General features: G+C 62.6%; 19 protein-coding genes. 9 read left to right on the top strand and 10 right to left on the bottom strand.

Translation table 11 applies throughout. From position 1 onward, the window contains the following. Nucleotides 1-14 precede the first annotated feature (14 nt). Nucleotides 15-923, top strand: coding sequence for a TOBE domain-containing protein (locus P3T43_RS03475; RefSeq protein WP_429279649.1), 909 nt, complete (start codon nt 15-17; stop codon nt 921-923). An 85-nt stretch (nt 924-1008) separates the two neighbouring features. Here P3T43_RS03475 and P3T43_RS03470 read toward each other — a convergent pair whose 3' ends face one another. Further along, nucleotides 1009-1719, bottom strand: a complete 711-nt coding sequence (locus tag P3T43_RS03470; RefSeq protein ID WP_429279648.1) for a phosphatase PAP2 family protein — start codon at nt 1717-1719, stop codon at nt 1009-1011. Between the two features lie 276 nt (nt 1720-1995). On the opposite strand from P3T43_RS03470, the gene P3T43_RS03465 reads away from it, so the two are divergent. After that, on the top strand, nt 1996-3186 hold the full coding sequence (locus P3T43_RS03465; RefSeq protein WP_429279647.1) for an extracellular catalytic domain type 1 short-chain-length polyhydroxyalkanoate depolymerase: 1191 nt from the start codon (nt 1996-1998) through the stop codon (nt 3184-3186). Nucleotides 3187-3327: 141 nt separating this feature from the next. Further along, nucleotides 3328-3504, top strand: a complete 177-nt coding sequence (locus tag P3T43_RS03460) for a DUF3563 family protein (protein WP_429279646.1) — start codon at nt 3328-3330, stop codon at nt 3502-3504. Nucleotides 3505-3561: 57 nt separating this feature from the next. Here the strand turns inward: P3T43_RS03460 and P3T43_RS03455 are convergent, their stop codons facing one another. From P3T43_RS03455 to P3T43_RS03440, 4 genes are all read right to left on the bottom strand, one after another. Continuing rightward, entirely contained in the window at nt 3562-5064 is a 1503-nt protein-coding gene (locus tag P3T43_RS03455; RefSeq protein WP_429279645.1) for a cryptochrome/photolyase family protein, read from the bottom strand. Further along, nucleotides 5064-5870 (bottom strand): BPSS1780 family membrane protein, encoded by an 807-nt coding sequence (locus P3T43_RS03450; RefSeq protein WP_429279644.1) that lies wholly within the window; start codon nt 5868-5870, stop codon nt 5064-5066. The genes P3T43_RS03455 and P3T43_RS03450 overlap by 1 nt, the downstream gene beginning before the upstream one ends. Further along, nucleotides 5861-6856 (bottom strand): homoserine kinase, encoded by a 996-nt coding sequence (locus P3T43_RS03445; RefSeq protein ID WP_429279643.1) that lies wholly within the window; start codon nt 6854-6856, stop codon nt 5861-5863. Before P3T43_RS03445 ends, P3T43_RS03450 begins: the two co-directional genes overlap by 10 nt. A gap of 167 nt (nt 6857-7023) precedes the next feature. After that, nucleotides 7024-7419 carry a hypothetical protein gene (locus P3T43_RS03440; RefSeq protein ID WP_429279642.1) on the bottom strand — a complete coding sequence of 132 codons (396 nt, stop codon included), beginning with the start codon at nt 7417-7419 and terminating at the stop codon, nt 7024-7026. A gap of 196 nt (nt 7420-7615) precedes the next feature. On the opposite strand from P3T43_RS03440, the gene P3T43_RS03435 reads away from it, so the two are divergent. Beyond that, entirely contained in the window at nt 7616-9142 is a 1527-nt protein-coding gene (locus P3T43_RS03435; RefSeq protein WP_429279641.1) for an AMP nucleosidase, read from the top strand. Nucleotides 9143-9228: 86 nt separating this feature from the next. Here P3T43_RS03435 and P3T43_RS03430 read toward each other — a convergent pair whose 3' ends face one another. Genes P3T43_RS03430 through P3T43_RS03420 form a run of 3 tightly spaced genes read right to left on the bottom strand, consistent with a single transcriptional unit; the run spans nt 9229 to nt 11130 of the window. Continuing rightward, nucleotides 9229-9759 (bottom strand): chromate transporter, encoded by a 531-nt coding sequence (locus P3T43_RS03430; RefSeq protein ID WP_429279640.1) that lies wholly within the window; start codon nt 9757-9759, stop codon nt 9229-9231. Continuing rightward, nucleotides 9756-10337: a chromate transporter gene (locus tag P3T43_RS03425; RefSeq protein WP_429279639.1), complete on the bottom strand. Its 582-nt coding sequence runs from the start codon at nt 10335-10337 to the stop codon at nt 9756-9758. The genes P3T43_RS03430 and P3T43_RS03425 overlap by 4 nt, the downstream gene beginning before the upstream one ends. Before the next feature lie 49 nt (nt 10338-10386). After that, nucleotides 10387-11130, bottom strand: coding sequence for a TIGR00730 family Rossman fold protein (locus P3T43_RS03420; RefSeq protein WP_429279638.1), 744 nt, complete (start codon nt 11128-11130; stop codon nt 10387-10389). A 1-nt stretch (nt 11131) separates the two neighbouring features. Here P3T43_RS03420 and polA point away from each other — a divergent pair, with 1 nt between their 5' ends. The 3 genes from polA (at nt 11132) to P3T43_RS03405 (ending at nt 16562) form a co-directional block, all read left to right on the top strand. Next, nucleotides 11132-13885 (top strand): DNA polymerase I, encoded by a 2754-nt coding sequence (gene polA / locus P3T43_RS03415; RefSeq protein WP_429280146.1) that lies wholly within the window; start codon nt 11132-11134, stop codon nt 13883-13885. 204 nt (nt 13886-14089) lie between these two features. Beyond that, complete coding sequence (locus tag P3T43_RS03410) at nt 14090-15442, top strand: NAD(P)/FAD-dependent oxidoreductase (protein ID WP_429279637.1); 1353 nt, start codon at nt 14090-14092, stop codon at nt 15440-15442. 247 nt (nt 15443-15689) lie between these two features. Continuing rightward, the gene (locus P3T43_RS03405) at nt 15690-16562 is read left to right on the top strand and encodes a dienelactone hydrolase family protein (protein WP_429279636.1); all 873 of its coding nucleotides are present in this window, start codon (nt 15690-15692) and stop codon (nt 16560-16562) included. A 51-nt stretch (nt 16563-16613) separates the two neighbouring features. Here P3T43_RS03405 and P3T43_RS03400 read toward each other — a convergent pair whose 3' ends face one another. After that, on the bottom strand, nt 16614-17483 hold the full coding sequence (locus P3T43_RS03400; protein ID WP_429279635.1) for a sulfurtransferase: 870 nt from the start codon (nt 17481-17483) through the stop codon (nt 16614-16616). A gap of 175 nt (nt 17484-17658) precedes the next feature. After that, nucleotides 17659-18765 (bottom strand): aromatic ring-hydroxylating oxygenase subunit alpha, encoded by a 1107-nt coding sequence (locus P3T43_RS03395; protein ID WP_429279634.1) that lies wholly within the window; start codon nt 18763-18765, stop codon nt 17659-17661. A 288-nt stretch (nt 18766-19053) separates the two neighbouring features. Between P3T43_RS03395 and P3T43_RS03390 the strand changes: the two genes are divergently transcribed. Continuing rightward, nucleotides 19054-19362, top strand: coding sequence for an exodeoxyribonuclease VII small subunit (locus tag P3T43_RS03390; RefSeq protein WP_429279633.1), 309 nt, complete (start codon nt 19054-19056; stop codon nt 19360-19362). Further along, nucleotides 19359-20240, top strand: coding sequence for a polyprenyl synthetase family protein (locus tag P3T43_RS03385; protein ID WP_429279632.1), 882 nt, complete (start codon nt 19359-19361; stop codon nt 20238-20240). Before P3T43_RS03390 ends, P3T43_RS03385 begins: the two co-directional genes overlap by 4 nt. Nucleotides 20241-20272 lie beyond the last annotated feature (32 nt).

Below are 20272 nucleotides of genomic sequence, written 5' to 3'. Positions count from 1 at the left end.
TGGCACCTTCCGACATGCCTTCCAAGCCCGCCAATTCCAGTGCGGTAGACCTTGGCGCGACGAACGTCGGCGCTACGTTTGTCCCCGCCGACAACCCTGATGCCACATCTGCTATCCGTGAACCGCTCGAACTCGGCGGCTCCGTGTGGTTTCAGTCCGGCGAGCAGACGCTCGGCGGAGCGTCGCGCATTGCACTGCTGGCGGCAATCGGCGAGACCGGTTCGATTACCGGGGCGGCGAAGGCGGTCGGCATGAGCTACAAGGCTGCCTGGGACGCCATCGACACCATGAACAACCTCGCCGGTGAGCCGCTGGTGGCACGGGCAGCCGGCGGCAAGGGCGGCGGTGGGACGACGCTGACGCCGCGTGCGGTGCGGCTGATCGACACGTTTCATGCGATCGAACATGAGCACCGCCGGTTCCTTGAGCGCGCGGGCGCCGCCATCGACGGTTTCGCGAACGATTGGGCCCTGATCGGGAGAATGGGCATGAAAACGAGCGCGCGTAACCAGTTGTATGGAACGGTTGCCTCGATCAGGCGCGGCGCGGTGAACGACGAGGTTTCGCTGACACTGCCGGGCGGTCAGACGATTGTCTCGGTACTCACGCATGAAAGCACGGAAACGCTGGGTCTCGCGCAGGGTGTCGCGGCGTGGGCCCTGATCAAGGCCTCGTGGGTCATGCTGGTGGTCGAGGAGGGCGGCGCGCCGCTCAAACTGTCCGCGCGCAACCAGTTGCGTGGCACCGTGCACAGCGTGAAGCGCGGCGCGGTCAATGCGGAGGTGTCGATGACGCTCGATGGCGGCATCGTCATCACCGCCGTCGTCACGAATGAAAGCGCCGATACGCTTGGCTTGGCGGAAGGCAAAGCGGCGATCGCGGTCTTCAAGGCATCGAGCGTGATTCTCGGCGTGAGCGATTGATCAACGGCGGTCACGAAGCGCGTACTTTGGATGCGCGTGGACGCAACCCACCTGCACACGGCATGAGCAGCCGCCGTGTCACCTGTCACACGTCGTTGGCGTCCAGAACGGCGGGCGGCGCCAGCGTATTTTGCGTCTGCGACAAAGCCGCGGCGTTTGGTGATTTGTAGTGCCCCGCCTTCCAGCGCGCACGGATGAACGGCCGTTCGTGGCCGGACACCTTGAGGGCGATATGCGTGACCCAGCGCTGCGTGGGCAGATGCACGCCGTGCAGCCCGACGGTCAGCATCAGCAGACTGACGGCGACAGGCACCGCCGATAGCCGACCCGGCTCCGCATCCCACGACCAGCGCACGAACATCAGCGCCGTCACCGCCCCGACGATGCAGCCGGTGATTGCCTCGGACGGCGAATGCGCATCCAGCACCACCCGCGACAGCCCAACCGCGACGCCGGCAGCCAGCCCGAGCAGCACGCCCACCAGACGGATGCCGGGCCGCGCGGGCAACAGCATCAAAAACAGCGCGACCGGATAGACCGCCGTGGAGAGGACGGCGTGACCGCTCAGGCCGGTGAAATCCAGTTCCCGCACGCCAACACCCCAGCCGAGAAACGCCAGTTTGGTCACCGTGACGACGCCGATCGCCGCGCCCAGCAGCAAGAGCCAGCCGGCTGCCATGCGCCACGAATAGCCGAGCGCCAGCCATAGCGCGATCGCAATCGCGAGCGGCAGCGTCAGACCGGCGCCGCCGAGGCTGGTGATCGAATACCACACGTGGAAGGGCAAGTCAGGCATGTGAAGAACCGCGGCAGGTGCCGCGTAGAATCAGGACCATGATGAGTTAACGCGCCAGCCGTGCATCTGGCCGACAGAACATTTAAACGCGCCGTACGCGTTCCCTGCATTTGACTGTCAGTATAGACGGGAGTGCCCGTCGGAGTTTGTCGCGCGATGTTGTGGCAGCGCTTTTGATGCTCAGCAGTGGGTTGGGATTGATGTTATTGTGCAATGCACAACGACCTGCCGTTCAACAGAAAGGTATCGGTCCCTTTTTGCGAGGATCATCAATCAATGGCAAAAAGTCTGACGAAAATCTGGCTGGGCGGTCTGAAACGCCTGCTCTCGATCCAGGCTCAACACGCGCGAGACGTCAAGCGCAATGCTGCGCGACCTGTGCGGCCCACGGGCAAAGCGTCTACCAAGCTCAAACCGGTAAAACCGGCGAGCGCCGTCCGTGCACCCGCCAAGCGTGAAACGCCGCGACCTGGCGCCCGTGAATCGCGGGTCCGGCCGCGCGCTGCCGCCTGGGCGAGCGGGTCGTGGACGCGCTCGTTTCATTCGGCGCCGGCGGCGCCGGGGCGTCTCGTCAATCATCTGCAATATGGGCTGTACGTGCCGCCCGGGACGGCCTCCGCACCGATGCCGCTCGTCGTGATGCTGCACGGCTGCAAGCAATCCATTGACGAATTCGCGGAAGGCACACGCATGAACCTGCTCGCGGACCGTTTTGGTTTTGCGGTGGCCTATCCCGAGCAGTCCAAGCATGTCCACGCACACCGTTGCTGGCATTGGTACGACGGTAGCGACACGGCGGGCGGCGCGGAGGCACTCGCGGTGGTCTCGCTAGTCGATGCGCTGGTGGCCGAGCATGGTTTCGACGGCGAACGGGTGCATGTCGCCGGACTGTCGGCGGGTGCGGGGTTGGCAACGTTACTTGCTACGCGCTATCCGGACCGCTTTGCGGCGGTTGCGCTGCACTCCGGACCGGCATTCGGCGAGGCCCGTTCGGGCATCGCTGCGATGGATGTCATGCGACGCGGCACGCGGCACGACCCGGTCGTGCTGGTCGACGAAGCCCTTGACGTCGCGGCTTATCCGGGTATGCCGGCCATCATTGTTCATGGGGATGCGGATCATGTGGTCTCGCCCGTCAATGCAGAGCAGTTGACGACCGAATTCTTACGGCTGAACGGGCTGCTCGATGCCGAAGGCGAGCGAAAGGCTGGTGAGATGCGCGAGGAACGCAAGGCGGGTGTAGTGATGCGCGACTACGTGAAGGGTGGCCGGCGTGTCGTGCGATTGTGCCGGGTCCAGTCCCTTGGCCACGCGTGGAGCGGTGGCGATGACGCGGTACCGTTTCATTCATCCAAAGGGCCGGATGCAAGCGCCCTGATCTGGGAATTTTTCAGGTATCAGCGGCGGGTGGTGAAGGCTCGTGAAACCGAGAGAACTACCGCCGGAGCCACACCAGGCCGGGCTTAGCGCATATTAACTGGATGCCGGACCGAGCCTGAGCAGGACTAGAGAGGCACCTCAGAAAAAGAGCTTGGCATGCCCTAGGGTTTTCCCTATAATCAGGGTTATCAACTAGGCACTAACCCTATACTTCTTTCGAGATCGACCATGTATCTTCTGAGCCGCTTGTTCCTGTTCCTGACGAAGTCCGCTGACCAGATGGCCAAAGAGCGTAGCGACGCTTATCTGGCTGAAGCCACGGATCTGTACGATCTCGAGTTTCGTATGCGCAAACTCGATCGCGAAGCAACCGTTCGTCATCCCACGTGGATGATCCAGCACTAAGCTGCTGTCAAACGAACCATCGGCGTTGCCGGGGTTCGGGCATGTAAGTGCCCACTATCATTGCTTGCCGAAGCGCGCCAGCGTGCGTTGCCTCGCTTCGGCATGGTCGACAATCGGTGCGGGATAGTCTTTCTCCAGCGTCACGCCGAAATCCGACAACCGATCCGCTCCTGCCAGCCACGGCGCGTGAATCCACTTTGGTGGCACGTTAGCCAGTTGTGGGAGGTAACGCTTGATAAAGCGTCCCTCCGGATCGAATTTTTCCGACTGCGTCACAGGGTTGAAGATGCGGAAATACGGCTGCGCGTCGCAGCCCGTTGATGCCGCCCACTGCCAGCCGCCGTTATTCGCTGAGAAGTCGAAGTCGTTCAGTTGCTCCGCGAAATAACGTTCGCCGAGCCGCCAGTCAATTCCCAAATCCTTCACCAGAAAGCTCGCCGTTACCATGCGTAGACGGTTGTGCATGTAGCCCGTCTGATTGAGCTGCAGCATGGCCGCGTCGACCAGCGGGTAGCCGGTGCGCCCTTCGCACCATGCCGCAAACGCGGCGTCTGCGTGCCGACCCGTTTCCCAGCGCAATGCGTCATATTCGGCTTTGAACGCCGCGCCGCTCGCCAGCTTGGGATGGTGCGACAGGATCATGAAGTAAAAGTCCCGCCAGATCAGCTCCGATAGCCAGATCGCCGCGCCCTGCCCGTCCGGTTGCAGCGAGAGCTCGTGCGCCAGTCGCGCCAGCGTGCGGATCGACACGGTTCCGAAACGCAAATGCATCGACAGATAGCTGGGTCCCTTGGCCGCCGGGAAATCGCGCCGGTCGGCGTAGCTGTCGACGCGGGTGAGGAAATCGTCGAGCAGGTGCTGGGCACCCGTCATGCCGGTGGGCAGCTTCAGATCGGCGAGGTTGCTGGGCGCGAAGCCGAGTTGCTCGAGCGTAGGCAGCCCACGATCGAGCGCGGCAGGCAGCGGCGCCAGATTCGCCAGATACGTTTCAACCGGATACGGCTTGAGATCGAAGGCAGTGAGCTGCTTGAGCCAAGCATTCTTGTACGGCGTGAACACCGTGAACGACTTGCCTTGTCCCGTCAGAATTTCATCGCGCTCGAAGATCACCTGATCCTTGAACGTGATCAGCTCGCGACCTTCTCCGGCCAGCTGCTCGCGTACGGCGTCATCGCGCTCCAGCGCGCCAGGTTCGTAGTCATGATTCGTGAAGACGGCTTCGACCTCGAGCTGCGCGGCGATCGCGGGGATGGCATTGCGCGCGTCGTCGTGCAATACGATCACGCCGCCGCCTCGTTGCCGCAGCGCCTGATCCAGTTCCGCCAGCGCATTGAGGATGAACTCGATCCGCCTGTCTTCAGGAGTGCGATCCGGCTGGCGGGCGCGCCAGGTATCGAGGATCGGCTGCAGGATCGTCGTGTCGAATACGAACACGCACCACACCCGCTGGCAATGCTTCAATGCATAGTAAAGCGCCGCCTGATCGGTGCTGCGCAGATCGCGGCGAAACCAGACGAGGCCGCTATCGAACTCGGTATTCAGGCGTCGGACGCGCGTCATCAGTTTGCCGGTGTGGTGGGCAGATCGGGCGTGTCGGGGGCCGGCACACCGAAGCAGCCACGATAGGTCGCGTAGAACGAGCAGTAAAGCATCGTTGTGACGATGATGGTGGCAGGCATCAACACGGCAACCGCGAAGTCGCCGGCACCGAGCGCCTGCATCAGCGCGGTCAGCCCGAACATGACGGTGGTTTCCACGGCAAACCACAAGGCCCCGAAGACAACAAACGCGCCGCGGTTGCGCCAGCAACTGACGATGCTGAAGAACATCGCCTTGACCGGCGGCACCTCGTGCCATGCCGTCAAAACAGGCGAGAACCAGAACAGCATGGCGACTGGGATATAGAACGCCATGGCGGCGAAAATGCCCATCATAATGTTGCTGTTGAGAATGGTCTCGGGCTCCATGGCGCTGGTGCCCAGCATGACCTTCAGCAGCACGCCGTTATCCGCGAGGGCGGAGCCGGCCAGCACCAGCGCCATGGCGACGAGGTAAAAGCCGCCCAGCACCAGCAGACGCTTCGCGACGACCGAACCATACGAGCGGAACCCGTCCACCAGAATAGTGGGAAACACCGGCTTGCCCGCGATGGTGTCGCGACAGGCCGCCATGAAGCCCACCGCCACACCCGGAATGAAGGCAAGCGGCAGCACGCCGCCTACGTACGGGATCTGCGCAACCAGCGTCATCACCAGCAGATAGGCGAAGAACAGGGTCAGGAAGGCGAGCGGGTTCTTGCGGAACAGCCAGATACCTTGCCGAAACCATACATAGCCGGTCTTCGCGGGAACTTCAATTAGTTGCATGAGGTATGGATGCCTGGAAGTGCAACGCCGGAAAGGCGCTCGCGCAGAATGCGCTCGAAATGGCCCGGGTCGTGCGGCTTGAGCAGTTCGGCCGCACGCGGCATATGAAAATCATACAGGCGTGAGACCCAGAAACGGTAAGCACCGGCGCGCAGCATGTCGCCCCAGTGACGGTTCTCTTCTGGCGTGAACGGACGCACCGTTTGATAGGAGCGCAGCATGGCCTCGACGCGAGTCTCGTCGAGCTTGCCGGTGGTCAGATCGACACACCAGTCGTTGACCGTCACGGCCACGTCGAAGAGCCATTTGTCGCAGCCGGCGAAATAAAAGTCGAAGAAACCGCCGAGGCGCACCTCGTGACCGCTGTCCGGCGCAGCGTGGGCGAACAGCACATTGTCACGGAACAGGTCGCAATGGCACGGGCCTTCGGGCAGCGCCGCGTAATCGGTCGAGGTGAAAAATGCCGCCTGATGGGCGAGTTCCGACGACAGCAGGTCGCGCTGCTCCGCGCTGAGATACGGCAGCACAGTGGGCACGGTTTCCTGCCACCACGGCAGGCTGCGCAGATTCGGCTGATAGCGTAGATAGTCGCGTCCGGCGAGATGCATGCGTGCCAGCATCTGACCCACTTCGATGCAGTGCTCGACGCCCGGCGCCAGTTCCGGACCGCCTTCGAGTTTTGTGACGATGGCCGCGGGTTTGCCGTGCAGCATGCCGAACAGCGCGCCGTCTTCGCGCGGCATGGGGTCGGGCACGGGCACACGGTGAGCCGCCAGATGCTGCATCAGATCGAGGTAGAACGGCAGTTGCTGCGCCGTCAACTTTTCGAAAATCGTGAGGACGTATTGGCCGCGAGTGGTCGTGAGAAAGAAATTGCTGTTTTCAATACCGGACGAGATGCCGCGAAATTCGACGACATCGCCGAGATCGTAATGCCGCATCCATTGCGCGAGTTGAGGTTCGGTAACAGCGGTGAAGACAGCCATGCGGGAGACGTCGGATCAGGTGGTCGGGCTGGCGCAGTGCGGCCAGTGCGGCAAGGTATGGGTTGTTACGACAAGCGGGAGAAGCAGGCTGAAGACCCGGGTAGCCCATGCAGGACGCGAGCGGGGCGAACCGGCGTCCCGCCGCTGGGTCGAACGAACAGTCAGATTCAGTAACTCAGGCTCACGGACGGCAGACGCGTGCTCGGACGGGTGCTGCTGTTTGCGCTCGGCGAGGTGTCCAGCGGCGCGCCCATGTGATAGCTCGTGCCGAGATTCGAGTGCACGTTGATTTCAACCGGCTTGCCCTTGTCGCGGTATTCCGTGATCTCGGTACCGTTCGGGCTCTTTTCATAGAAGCTCGGCAGGCGCGGCTGATTGATTTCGACCTTCGAGCTGACCTCAGCGGCCGGACGGTTGATCGCGGCCAGGTCCGGCAGGCCGGCCTGTTCGTTGGCGGACAAGGGCTTGTCGGGCGGCGGCGGGGCGTCCATTGGCTGGGCAGCCATCGCGGTGTTGGCGATGGCAAGCGCCAGCGCAACGGCGACGGGAAGGAGCGGCTTCATGGTGATTCTCCAATAAGGTGCCCCGATTCTAGCAAATCCAGCTTGGCTCACGGGCGCGATAGCCTTATTTTGCGCCGCTTTCGCACGTCGTGCGCGCGGTGTGCGCGCAATCTGACAGATGCCGATTGGTCGGGCCCCGACGCTCATTCTTTCAAGGTTCCGTGGTATGGTCGATCATCATTTGAGGCGAACGAAGATGAACAACAACACCAATCAGCGCGCGGTGCAGACGCCCGCCAATGAGTTCCCGACCGGGGCCTTCGACGACGCGGCGGACGCCGTCACTCATCTGTCTGCCATCTACGAAGCGAACACCTCTTTTCTGCGCGACGCGTTTGCGCGGTATCGGCGCAATGAGCCGTTCGAGCGGCGGGTGCGCGCGTGTTACCCGTTCGTCAGGGTGTGCACCGAGGTCAATACGCATATCGACTCGCGCCGCTCCTACGGTTTCGTGGCCGGCCCCGGTGTGTTTGAAACCACCGTGACGCGGCCCGACCTGTTCGGCAACTATTATCGCGAGCAGCTTCGGCTGCTGGCGAAGAACCATCATGTCAAGATCGAAGTGGGGGTGTCGGACCAGCCCATCCCGGTCCATTTTGCGTTTGCGGAAGGCATCCATCTGGAAGGCGATCTCGACCGCGAGCGGCTGCTTGGCATTCGCGATGTATTCGATACGCCAGACTTGCGCTTTCTCGACGACCGCATCGTCAACGGCACATACGAGCCAGCACCTGGCGAGCCGCATCCGCTCGCGCTGTTCACGGCGGCGCGGGTCGATTTCTCGCTGCACCGGCTCAAGCACTACACGGCGACGTCGCCCACGCATTGCCAGAATTACGTGCTGTACACGAACTACCAGTTCTACATCGACGAATTCGTCAAGCTGGGCCGCACGATGATGGCTCATACGGACGACGAGGAACTCCGCACTTACCGTAGCGAGTACACGTCGTTCGTCGAGCCGGGCGATGTCATCACCTACAACGCCAACCTCAACGAGCAGGCCGACGAAGGCACGCCGCCGCCGCGTCTGCCGCAGATGCCCGCGTATCACCTGAAGCGCGCCGACGGCAGCGGTATCACGATGATCAACATTGGCGTGGGCCCGTCGAACGCCAAGACGATCACCGATCACATTGCCGTGCTGCGTCCGCATGCGTGGATCATGCTGGGCCACTGCGCCGGTCTGCGTAACACGCAGCGTCTGGGCGACTACGTGCTCGCGCACGGCTATGTGCGCGAGGATCATGTGCTCGACGACGATCTACCCTTGTGGGTGCCGATTCCTGCTCTCGCGGAAGTGCAGGTGGCGCTGGAGCGCGCGGTCGCGCAAGTGACGCAGCTGGATGGCGTCGAGCTCAAACGCGTGATGCGCACCGGCACGGTGGCGAGCGTCGACAACCGCAACTGGGAGTTGCGCGATCATCGCGAGCCCGTGCAGCGTTTGTCGCAAAGCCGCGCCATTGCGCTGGATATGGAGAGCGCGACGATTGCCGCAAACGGCTTCCGGTTCCGGGTGCCCTACGGCACTTTGCTGTGCGTCTCGGACAAGCCCTTGCACGGCGAGCTGAAATTGCCCGGCATGGCGGACCAGTTCTATCGCGCGCAGGTCGATCAGCATCTGCAGATTGGTGTGAAGGCGATGGAGCTGCTGCGTACCAACGGACTGCACCGCTTGCATAGTCGCAAGCTGCGCAGCTTTGCGGAAGTGGCGTTTCAATGATCCGGCAAGCACGCCGATAAGGCGCACGTACCGTCGCCTTTGCAGGTTGTTCCAGAACCCGGTCGCAGCACGACCGGGCTCTGGAATCAGAACTGCCCGAAGCCGGTCAGTCCAATCAGGCTTCCCGCCGCGAGCAGCCACAACGGGTGGATCCGCGTTTTGATCGCCAGCACCGCGCAACATGCGGTGATGACCCATGCGATCAACGTCGTATCCGAAGCATGCGCGATCAACGCCGCACTCGCGGCGACCAGACCCGCGGTCACCGGCACCAGGCCGGCTTGCGCATAGCGCCGCCAGGGCCGGTCCTTGAAGCGCTCCCATGCGTGCAGTGCGAGGATCGTTACGATCGACGAGGGGCCGAACTTCGCCGCCGAGGTCACGAGCATGCCCGCCCAGCCGGCCACGTGCCACCCCACGAGCGTGACGATCATCAGATTCGGACCGGGCGCAGCCTGCGCCAACGCGAAGAGCGCGCTGAACTCGCTGGCGGGCATCCAGTGATGCACATCGACCACCTGGCGTTGCATCTCAGGCAGGATCGTGTTGCCGCCACCGAAGGCCAACAGCGACAACTGACTGAAGATGATGGCGAGTGAGACGAGGGTGTCGTTCATCGTGCGGTCCTCGACGCGAGATAGATGCTCAGCGGTGTGAGGACCAGCATGGTAGGCAGCAACGGAAGGCGCAGCAGTGCGATGGCCAGAAAGCCCAGCATGGCGATGATCGCCGCAACCGGTTTGCGCCACAGCGGCAGCACGATTTTCACCGCCATCGAGATCAGCAACCCGGCCGCTGCGGCAGCGAGGCCTGCAAACAGATGACGGATGTGCGGATCGTTTTGGGTATGTTCGTAGAGTACGCCCAGACCGATCACGACCAGCGACGGGCCCGCGATCAGTCCGAGCAAGCCCGCGAGCGCGCCGGGCAACCCGCGAAAGCGCATGCCGATCGCGACCGACAGGTTGATGACATTGCCGCCCGGCAGGAACTGGCACAGGCCCAGCAGATCGGTGAAGTCGGAACCGGAGAGCCAGCGGCGCTGCTCGACGATCGCGCGCCGCGCGAGCGGCAGCGCGCCGCCGAACGACATCAGCCCGAGGCCGAGAAAGCCGGCGAAGATCTCGCTGACGCTGGGCGGCGGCGCGAGGGCGCCGTCGGCCTCGATTTGCGGGGTGGAGGGGTTGGAGTCCATGTTCTGCGACCGTTTCGTCGAATCACATCACGCGTTCCGGCCTCGGACCCTACAGATAGAACATCCGGTCTTCATCGGACTTCGCGGGATGCGGTTCTGTCTCGTCACGGTCCTCGTAGAACTTCAGCACGGCTTCGAGCACCTGGTCCGGATCGTCGATGACCTGCATCAGGTTCATGTCGTCCGGATTGATGAGACCCATCGGCACGAGCGATTCCTTGAACCAGCCGAGCAGTCCCTTCCAGAATTCCGCGCCCACCAGGATGATCGGCACGTGGCGCGACTTCTTGGTCTGAATGAGCGTGAGCACTTCGGCGAGTTCGTCCAGTGTGCCGAAGCCGCCCGGCATCACGATGACGGCATCCGAGTTCTTCACGAACGTGACCTTGCGCGTGAAGAAGTGACGGAAGCGCAGCGAGATGTCTTGCCACTGGTTGCCCGATTGCTCGTGCGGCAGTTCGATGTTCAGGCCCACTGACGGTGCCTTGCCGGCATGCGCGCCCTTGTTGGCCGCTTCCATGATGCCGGGGCCGCCGCCGGAGATCACGGCAAAGCCCGCGTCCGACAGCTTGCGCGCGATCTGCGTAGCCAGTTTGTAGTACGGAGAGTTCGGTTTCAGGCGCGCCGAGCCGTAAATGCTGACGGCCGGGCGAATCTCCGAGAGGTACTCGGTCGCCTCTATAAACTCTGCCATAATCGTGAACATCTGCCACGATGCGCGGGCCTTCTTGGCCGTTGCGCGCTCTTGATCTGCGAGTGATCGCAGACTCGGAATCACTTTTCTCTTGTTCATAATGCCTGAAGAACGAATCCTGGGGACTGAGCTGGAAGGTAAGACCCTGCTACTGGTTGACGGTTCGAGTTATCTGTATCGGGCCTACCATGCGATGCCTGATCTGCGCGGACCCGACGGCGGACCTACGGGTGCCCTGTACGGAATCATCAACATGCTGCGGCGCATGCGCAAGGAAGTCACAGCAGAGTATAGCGCGTGCGTGTTCGACGCCAAGGGCAAAACGTTTCGCGACGACTGGTATGCCGACTATAAGGCCAACCGTCCGTCGATGCCGGAAGATCTTGCGCAGCAGATCGAGCCGATCCATGGCGCGGTGCGCGCGCTCGGCTGGCCGCTGCTGATGATGGAAGGCGTCGAAGCCGATGACGTGATCGGCACCTTGAGCGTCGCGGCGGAAAAGCGTGGCATGAAGGTGATCGTCTCGACAGGCGACAAGGATCTGGCACAACTCGTCACGGATCATGTCACCCTCATCAATACGATGACCAACGAAACGCTCGACCGTGCCGGCGTGCTGGCGAAATTCGGCGTGCCGCCGGAACGCATTGTCGACTACCTGTCGTTGATCGGCGATACCGTCGACAACGTGCCTGGCGTCGAGAAGTGCGGTCCCAAGACGGCGGTCAAGTGGCTCACGCAGTACGAAACGCTTGATGGCATCGTCGCACATGCAAACGAGATCAAAGGTGCGGTAGGCGACAATCTGCGCAAGGCACTCGACTTTCTGCCCATGGCGCGCAAACTGGTCACCGTCGACACGGCATGCGATCTGGCGCAGCATCTGGTGTCGATCGAGGAAAGCCTGGTCACGCGGCCTGAAGCGCGTGACGAACTGCGTGATGTGTTCGCGCGGCATGGCTTCAAGACCTGGCTGCGGGAAGTCGAGGTCGCTGAGGTGGTGGAAGGCCCCGGCGCGGGCGAGGACGTTGCACCTGTCATCGACGGCGAGCGTCATTACGACACCGTGCAGACGTGGGAACAGTTCGATACGTGGCTTGAAAAGATCAACGCGGCCAAGCTGACCGCTTTCGATACGGAAACCACCGCGCTCGATCCGATGCTTGCGCAACTGGTTGGCATTTCGCTGTCCGTTGAAGCCAACTCCGCCGCGTATATTCCTGTGGGACACCGCGGGCCGGATCATCCGGTCCAGTTGCCGCGCGACGAAGTGCTCGCGAAGCTCAAGCCCTGGCTCGAAAGCGCTGACCACAAGAAAGTCGGCCAGCATATGAAGTACGACGAACAGGTGCTCGCCAACTACGGCATCGTCATGGATGGTATCGAGCACGACACGCTGCTGCAGTCGTATGTGCTGGAATCGCATCGTACGCATGACATGGACAGTCTCGCGCTGCGCCATCTCGGCATCAAGACAATCAAGTACGAAGAGGTGGCGGGCAAGGGCGCGGGGCAGATCGGCTTCGACGAAGTCGCACTCGCCCAGGCCGCGGAATACGCCGCGGAAGACGCGGATATCACCTTGCGTCTGCATCAGGCCTTGTATCCGCAGGTGGCTGCAGACGAGGGCTTGAAGCGCGTCTACAGCGATATCGAGGTGCCCACCTCGCGTGTCTTGCGGAAGATGGAGCGCACGGGCGTATTGATCGACGCGGAAAAGTTGCGACTGCAAAGTAATCAGATCGCCACGCGCCTGATCGAACTGGAAACAGAAGCCTATACACTGGCTGGCGGAGAATTCAATCTCGGCTCGCCCAAGCAGATTGGCCAGATCTTCTTCGAGAAACTGCAATTGCCCGTGGTGAAGAAGACCCCGAGCGGCGCGCCATCCACCGACGAAGAAGTCCTGCAAAAGCTGGCCGAAGATTATCCGTTGCCGAAGCTGCTACTCGAACATCGTGGCCTGTCGAAACTGAAGTCCACCTATACGGACAAACTGCCGCGCATGGTCAATGCGCAGACCGGGCGCGTGCATACCAACTATGCGCAGGCCGTCGCGGTCACCGGGCGGCTCGCCTCGAACGATCCGAACCTGCAGAACATTCCCGTGCGGACCGCGGAAGGCCGGCGCATCCGCGAGGCTTTCATTGCACCGCCGGGTCACAAGCTGGTCTCTGCGGATTATTCGCAGATCGAGCTGCGCATCATGGCGCATATTTCCGGCGACGCTTCACTGCTGCGCGCGTTCGCGCAGGGCGAGGACATCCACCGCGCCACAGCGGCGGAAATTTTCAGCGTGACGCCGCTTGAAGTGTCGAGCGACCAGCGGCGTGTGGCGAAGGTCATCAACTTCGGCTTAATTTACGGCATGAGCGCATTTGGTCTTGCCGCGAACCTGGGCATCACCCGCGATGCGGCGAAGCTTTATATCGACCGCTACTTTGCGCGTTATCCCGGCGTCGCGAGCTATATGGACGAAACCCGCGCGAGCGCGAAGGCTAAAGGCTACGTCGAGACGGTGTTCGGCCGTCGGCTGTGGCTGCCGGAAATCAATGGTGGCAATGGGCCGCGCCGCCAGGCCGCGGAGCGCGCCGCCATCAACGCGCCAATGCAAGGGACCGCCGCCGATCTGATCAAGATGTCGATGATCGCCGTGCAGGACTGGCTCGAAGCGTCGAACACCGGCACGCGCATGATCATGCAGGTGCACGATGAACTGATCCTCGAAGTGCCGGACAGCGAGCTGTCGGAGGTGCGCAAGCGCTTGCCTGAACTGATGTGCGGCGTGGCCGCGCTGAAAGTGCCGCTGGTTGCAGAAGTGGGCGCGGGCGCCAACTGGGAAGAGGCGCATTGAGGCGAGGCCTGAAACCCGGGCCTGAAACTCAGGCCTGAGACCCGGGCCCGCATCTCGGGCGATATCGTCGTGCGCATGTCACACATGCGCACGGATGGCTTGTGGCAAACCGCACTGCTCGCGACAATCTCTGGCAGACGGCTCGTACAAGGATGACGTAGACCGTCTCGACGCACAACCGATCGGCAAACACGGAGAACTACGATGCATCGTTTTATCGTCGTTGGTGGAGGTGCGGGCGGGCTGGAGTTGGCGACGCGTCTTGGCGATCGCTATGCCCCACATAAGAACAAGGGCGTCGTACGCGCACAGGTCACGCTTGTCGATCGTAATCCAACCCATATCTGGAAGCCGCTGCTACACGAGGTCGCCGCCGGCAGCATGGACCCGTTCACGCAGGAACTCGAATATGCCGCGCAGGCGCGCTGGCATGGCTTCGAGTTTCAGCAGGGCGAGCTGGCCGGGCTCGATCGCGCGGCAAAACGCATTACGCTCGCGCCGGTTATCGACGACGACGGTGCAGACCTCCTTCCGGAACGTGTGCTCGACTACGACACACTGGTGGTGGCCATTGGCAGTACGACGCATTTCTTCGGCGTCAAAGGGGCGCCCGAATATTCGCTCGCGCTCGATACTGTCAGCCAGGCCGAGCGCTTTCGCAAGCGCCTGATCGCGGCCTGCATGCGCGCGGAGCATCAGGTACACGAACCGGTGGAGTCGGTGCCTGACGCGTCCGTGCCGTCGACGGAACCGCGCGTTCAGGTAGCGATTGTCGGCGCCGGCGCAACCGGGGTCGAATTGTCTGCGGAATTGCGCAATACGGCGCAGGTGCTATCCGCGTATGGGCTGCATAAGCTCGATCCGCGCCATGACGTCGGCATTGTGCTGATCGAGGCCGGGCCGCGTATTCTGCCTGCGCTGCAGGAGAGGGTCTCCACCGCCACGGCGGAGCTTCTGACCAAGCTGGGCGTCAAGCTGATGACCGGCGAGACGGTGGCGGAGGTCGCGCCGGGGGTCGTGCGGACCGCGAGCGGCAGGGCGATCCGCGCCGATTTGACGGTATGGGCCGCGGGCATCAAGGCGCCGGCCATCCTGAGCCAACTCGACGGCCTGGCGGTCAACCGGCTTGGCCAGCTGATCGTCCGCCCTACGCTGCAGACCGAGGCCGACGACAATGTTTTCGCGCTCGGCGATTGCGCTGCTTGCCCGTGGCCGGGCAATGAACGCAACGTGCCGCCGCGCGCGCAGGCCGCGCACCAGCAAGCGAGCTTCCTGTTGAAAGCACTGGCTGCCAGGCTCGAGAATCAGCCGCTGCCGGAGTTCACCTATCGTGACTTTGGCTCGCTGGTGTCGCTCGGACACTTCAGTGCTGTGGGCAACCTGATGGGCGGGGTGATCGGCGGCAACATGCTGATCGAGGGGCTGTTTGCGCGCTTTATGTACATGTCGCTGTACCGGCTGCATATTGCCGCGCTGCATGGCTACGCGCGGATGGTGCTGGATACCTTCGCGCATTGGCTGCGTCGCACGACGCTGCCACGGGTCAAGCTGCACTGATGAGGGTTGCTGCGGGAGTGGCGCGGGTTGTGCGTCGGCACTGTGGCGCGGTGACACGCTGGCAAGGTGACACGGCACGGGCGCGTTCGAAAGTCGTTCTTTCGCGCCCTCGCTGGGCATGAAAGCGGGTTCACGGGGCTTCCTGCAACGGGATGCACGTAAAGCGTATCCTGTTACCGCTTAGCCGATTGTTTGCGGCTGTTCACTGCCCTACGCCCTTCATTGCCCTTCATTCAAGGAGTGCCGCATGCTGAAACCTGAAGTCGACTGCCTCGTTCCGCACGTCCCGTTCAATCGACGCACGTTCATCAAAGCCGCGCTCGGCACTGGATTTGCCGCGGCCGTGTTGCCGGTATCGGCACAAACCATCCATACCGACAGCGAAGGGCTCGAGGCTGGCGAAGTCGCCGTGCATTCGGGCGACACGCTGGTGCCCGCCTATCGCGCGCAGCCGCTGGGCAAGACTCATTTGCCGGTCATCATCGTCGTGCATGAGATTTTTGGCGTGCATGAGCATATCGCCGATGTTTGCCGGCGGTTCGCGAAGCTTGGCTATCTGGCGATCGCGCCGGATCTCTATGTACGCGAAGGCGATGCGTCGGCGTATCCGAGCATGCAGCAGTTAAACGATCAGTTGGTCAGCAAGGTCCCGGACGAACAGGTGCTGGCCGATCTCGACGCCACCGTCGCATGGGCGGGTGCAAACGGCGGCGACCTGAAGCGGCTTGGCGTCACGGGATTCTGCTGGGGCGGCCGGATCGCGTGGTTGTATGCCGAGCACAATCCGCATGTGAAGGCGGCGGTGGCATGGTACGGACGCGTGGCGGGGAACCATACGGCCAACACGCCGGCCAATCCGATCGATCGGGTGGCCGACCTTCGGGTGCCGGTGCTGGGGCTATACGGTTTGCAGGACCAAAGCATCCCGCAGGACACGCTCGCACAAATGAAACAGGCGATCGCGCAGGGACCGGAGGCCGGGCGCGGCTCGCAGTTCGTCGTCTATGACGATGCTGGGCACGCGTTCTTTGCGGACTACCGGCCCAGCTACAAGAAGGGCGATGCCGAAGACGGCTGGCGCCGCGCGCTGGCCTGGTTCAAGCAGCACGGCGTAGCGTAGGCGCTGCGGCGGCGCGGGCCCTTCATTCCGGGCACCGCCCGCCCATGGCCTTTACGGATTCGCCCCGGTTGCAACCGGCCGGGCCGGATTGGACGTCCACTCGCTCCACGATCCGGCGTAAAGCGCCGCGCCATGCAGACCGGCCACTTCCATCGCCAGTGCATTGACACAGGCCGTGACGCCCGAGCCGCATTGCAGCACGACATGCTCGGGTGCGATGCCGGGCAACAATGCCTGGAATTCTTCGCGTAGCGAATGCGCCGGCTTGAACCGTCCGTCGGCAGTGAGGTTGTCTTTGAAGAAGCGGTTCAGCGCGCCCGGGATATGGCCGCCTACCGGGTCGAGCGTTTCGTTCTCGCCGCGATACCGGTCCGCGGCGCGCGCGTCGATCATCACCCGCTCATGGGTACTCAGATTGCGCTCCACGGCCTGCACGTCGAATGTGACGGCGAGCGGTGCGCCTGCCTTGAAGTCGCCAGCGCTGTGCGGGGCGATATCCTGCGTTAGCGGATGGCCGGCGGCTTGCCAGGCCTGCAGCCCGCCGTCGAGCAAGGCAACCGCATCGTGACCCAGCCAGCGCAGCAGCCACCAGGCACGTGCAGCGTACATGCCGCCTTGCGCATCATAGGCCACCACCTGCTGACCTTGCTTGAGGCCACGCGCGGCCAGCATGGCGGCGAGCTGCGCGCGGTCCGGCAGCGGATGACGGCCATTGGTGCCGGTCTTTGGGCTCGACAGGTCGCGATCCAGATGCAGGTATTGCGCACCGGGCAAGTGACCCGCCGCATAGGCCTGTTCGCCGGCTTCGGTGTCGGCCAGATCGAAACGGCAATCGATCACGAACACGCTGCCAGGTGCCGCGGTGAGCCGTTCGGCAAGATTCGCCGCGGAAATCAGAGTGGTGTAGTGGGTGTGTGGCATGACGGCTCCAGAGACGGGCGATTTCGGCACGGCCAGAGACCGACGACCAGGCGGGCTCGAGCCGTTCGACCGAATGATGTTGTTAGTCTAAACAAAAAAAGACGGGCCGAAGCCCGTCTTTCTGTGATTGCTGTGCTGCCATGAAGCCCTGTGGGCGGCACGGCGCTTGCGCCGCTCAGATCGTGCCGAGCTGGCGCCGCAGAAACTCGTGGAAGTGCTGCATGCCGTCTTCCATCGGGCTTTGATACGGCCCGACCTGCGACTCGCCGCGCTCCATCAGCGCACGGCGGCCAGCGTCCATGCGCTCGGCGATCTCGTCGTCTTCACGCGCGGTTTCCATGTACGCGGCACGTTCGGCCTCGACAAATTCACGCTCGAACAGCGCAATTTCCTCGGGATAGTAGAACTCCACGACATTGGTGGTTTTCTGCGGACCGCGCGGAATCAGCCACGACACCACCAGCACGTGCGGATACCACTCGATCATGATGCCGGGGTAGTACACCATCCAGATGGCGCCGAACTCGGGCGCCTTGCCGTCGCGAAAGCGCAGCACTTCGTCGTGCCACTTGCGATACGTCGGACTGCCCGGTTGTTCCAGATCCTTATGGACGCCCACCGTCTGCACGCTGTACCAGTCGCCGAACTCCCACGTCAGATCGTCGCAATTGACGAAGCTGCCGAGGCCCGGATGGAACGGCGCGACGTGATAGTCCTCGAGGTAGACCTCGATGAAGGACTTCCAGTTGTAATTGCATTCGTGGACTTCGACGTGGTCGAACATGAAGTTCGAGAAGTCGAAATGATGCTTGGTGCCAAGCGACGCCAGATCTTTCGCGACATTGCGCCCGCCGGCTTCGAATAGCAGCCCTTGCCAGTTCTGCAGCGGCGTGGCGCCGAGATTCAGGCAGGGGTTGTCCGCGAAATGCGGTGCGCCGAGGAGTTGACCGTTCAGATCATACGTCCAGCGATGCAGCGGGCAGACAATGTTGTCCGCCTGGCCGCGGCCGTTGAGCATGATGGCCTGGCGGTGGCGGCACACGTTCGACAGCAGTTCGACTTGCGACTGCTTGTTACGGACGAGCACACGCCCCTCGCTCTCGCTGGGCAAGGCAAAATAATTCCCCGCATCCGGCACCATGAGTTCGTGCCCGATGTAGCGAGGACCTTTCTTGAAAAGGGTTTCGATTTCGCGCGTTAGAAGCGCATCGTCAAAGTAAGCCGTGACTGGCAGCTGGCTGTGAACACACCGCAACTGCAATGCATTGCTCAGATTGGACATTCCCACTCCCGATGAAGACGTGAAAGCAGTGAACAACCCAACCATCGAAAGTTTCGATTTAGGGAGCCCGCGATTATACCCGTTTCCCCCTACTTGGGGCGACTAAGTGTCTGATTTGGGTCAAAATTGTGAAGTTGGTTCACAGTTCCCATTCGAGCAAAAAGGATTTTTTTCTGTCAGGCTCTGGGTGAGCCGTAGGGAAAGCCGCTGGAGCCATGGGCGGGGAGCGGGTCGGTTTTGTCGCTTTTGCCGTAGAATGTCCGACTTGTTTTAATTTTGCGACCATTCATGGCGAAGACCGCATCGAAAGATACCGCTGCATCGGCCGCCGAAGGCGCTGACAGCACACCGCTGCCCGAGAACTACGAAGCGGCGCTGGCGGAGCTGGAAGGGCTCGTTGCGCGGATGGAAGGCGGCAGTCTGAGCCTCGAGGAATCGTTGTCCGCCTATCGGCGGGGCGCGGCCCTCGTGACGTTTTGCCAGCAACAGCTGGAAAAGGTCGAGCAACAGGTGCGAGTACTCGATGGCGAGACCCTCAAGCCGCTGCCCATGAGTGGCGCAAACACAGCCGCGACAGAGAGCGGGGACGACCTATGACTTTCGAACAATGGATGCACTCGGTACTCGGGCGCGTCGAGACGGCACTCGAACACTACTTGCCGGCGCCTTCGGTGGAACCGGCGCAACTGCATGAGGCCATGCGGTATGCCGTGCTGGGCGGCGGCAAACGGGTGCGCCCGTTGCTGTGCCACGCGGCGGGCGAACTGACGGGCGCACGCGCCGAATGCCTCGACGCGGCGGCGGCAGCGCTGGAGATGATCCACGTCTACTCGCTGGTGCATGACGACATGCCGTGTATGGACGACGACGCGCTGCGTCGCGGCAAGCCCACGGTGCATGTTAAGTATGATGAACCGACCGCATTGCTGGTTGGCGACGCGCTGCAATCGCAAGCTTTCGTTGCGCTGACGGCCGATGTGCTGGCACCTGCGCAACAGGCCGCGCTGGTCCGCGAGCTGGCGTTGGCGAGCGGCTCGATCGGTATGGCTGGCGGCCAGGCCATCGACCTGGCAAGCGTCGGCCACACGCTGACGCGGGCGCAACTCGAAACGATGCATCGCATGAAGACCGGCGCACTGCTGCGCGCTTCGGTGCGCATGGGTGCACTGGCTGGCGAAACACCCGGCGCGGACGCGATGCGTTCTCTCGACGCATACGCGGCTGCGGTGGGCCTGGCGTTTCAGGTGGTGGACGATATTCTCGACGTCACGACCGATTCTGCGACGCTCGGCAAAACGGCAGGCAAAGATGCGAAGGACGGCAAGCCGACCTACGTGTCGATCATCGGGCTCGAAGCGTCGCGCGAACTCGCAGCGCAACTGCGCACCGATGCCCACGCTGCGATTGCGTCATTTGGCGCACGTGCGCAGCGCCTTGCCGAACTGGCTGATCTGGTGGTGAACCGGGTCAGCTGAACGCGAAAGCCCGCCGCCGCGCATCCGGCGCG

Origin of the sequence: Paraburkholderia sp. GAS41 (genome assembly GCF_050436545.1) — a bacterium.
In the GTDB taxonomy this organism is placed as follows: domain Bacteria; phylum Pseudomonadota; class Gammaproteobacteria; order Burkholderiales; family Burkholderiaceae; genus Paraburkholderia.
The sequence above is the reverse complement of the archived record's forward strand: the minus strand, read 5'-3'. Positions and strand labels throughout refer to the sequence as shown.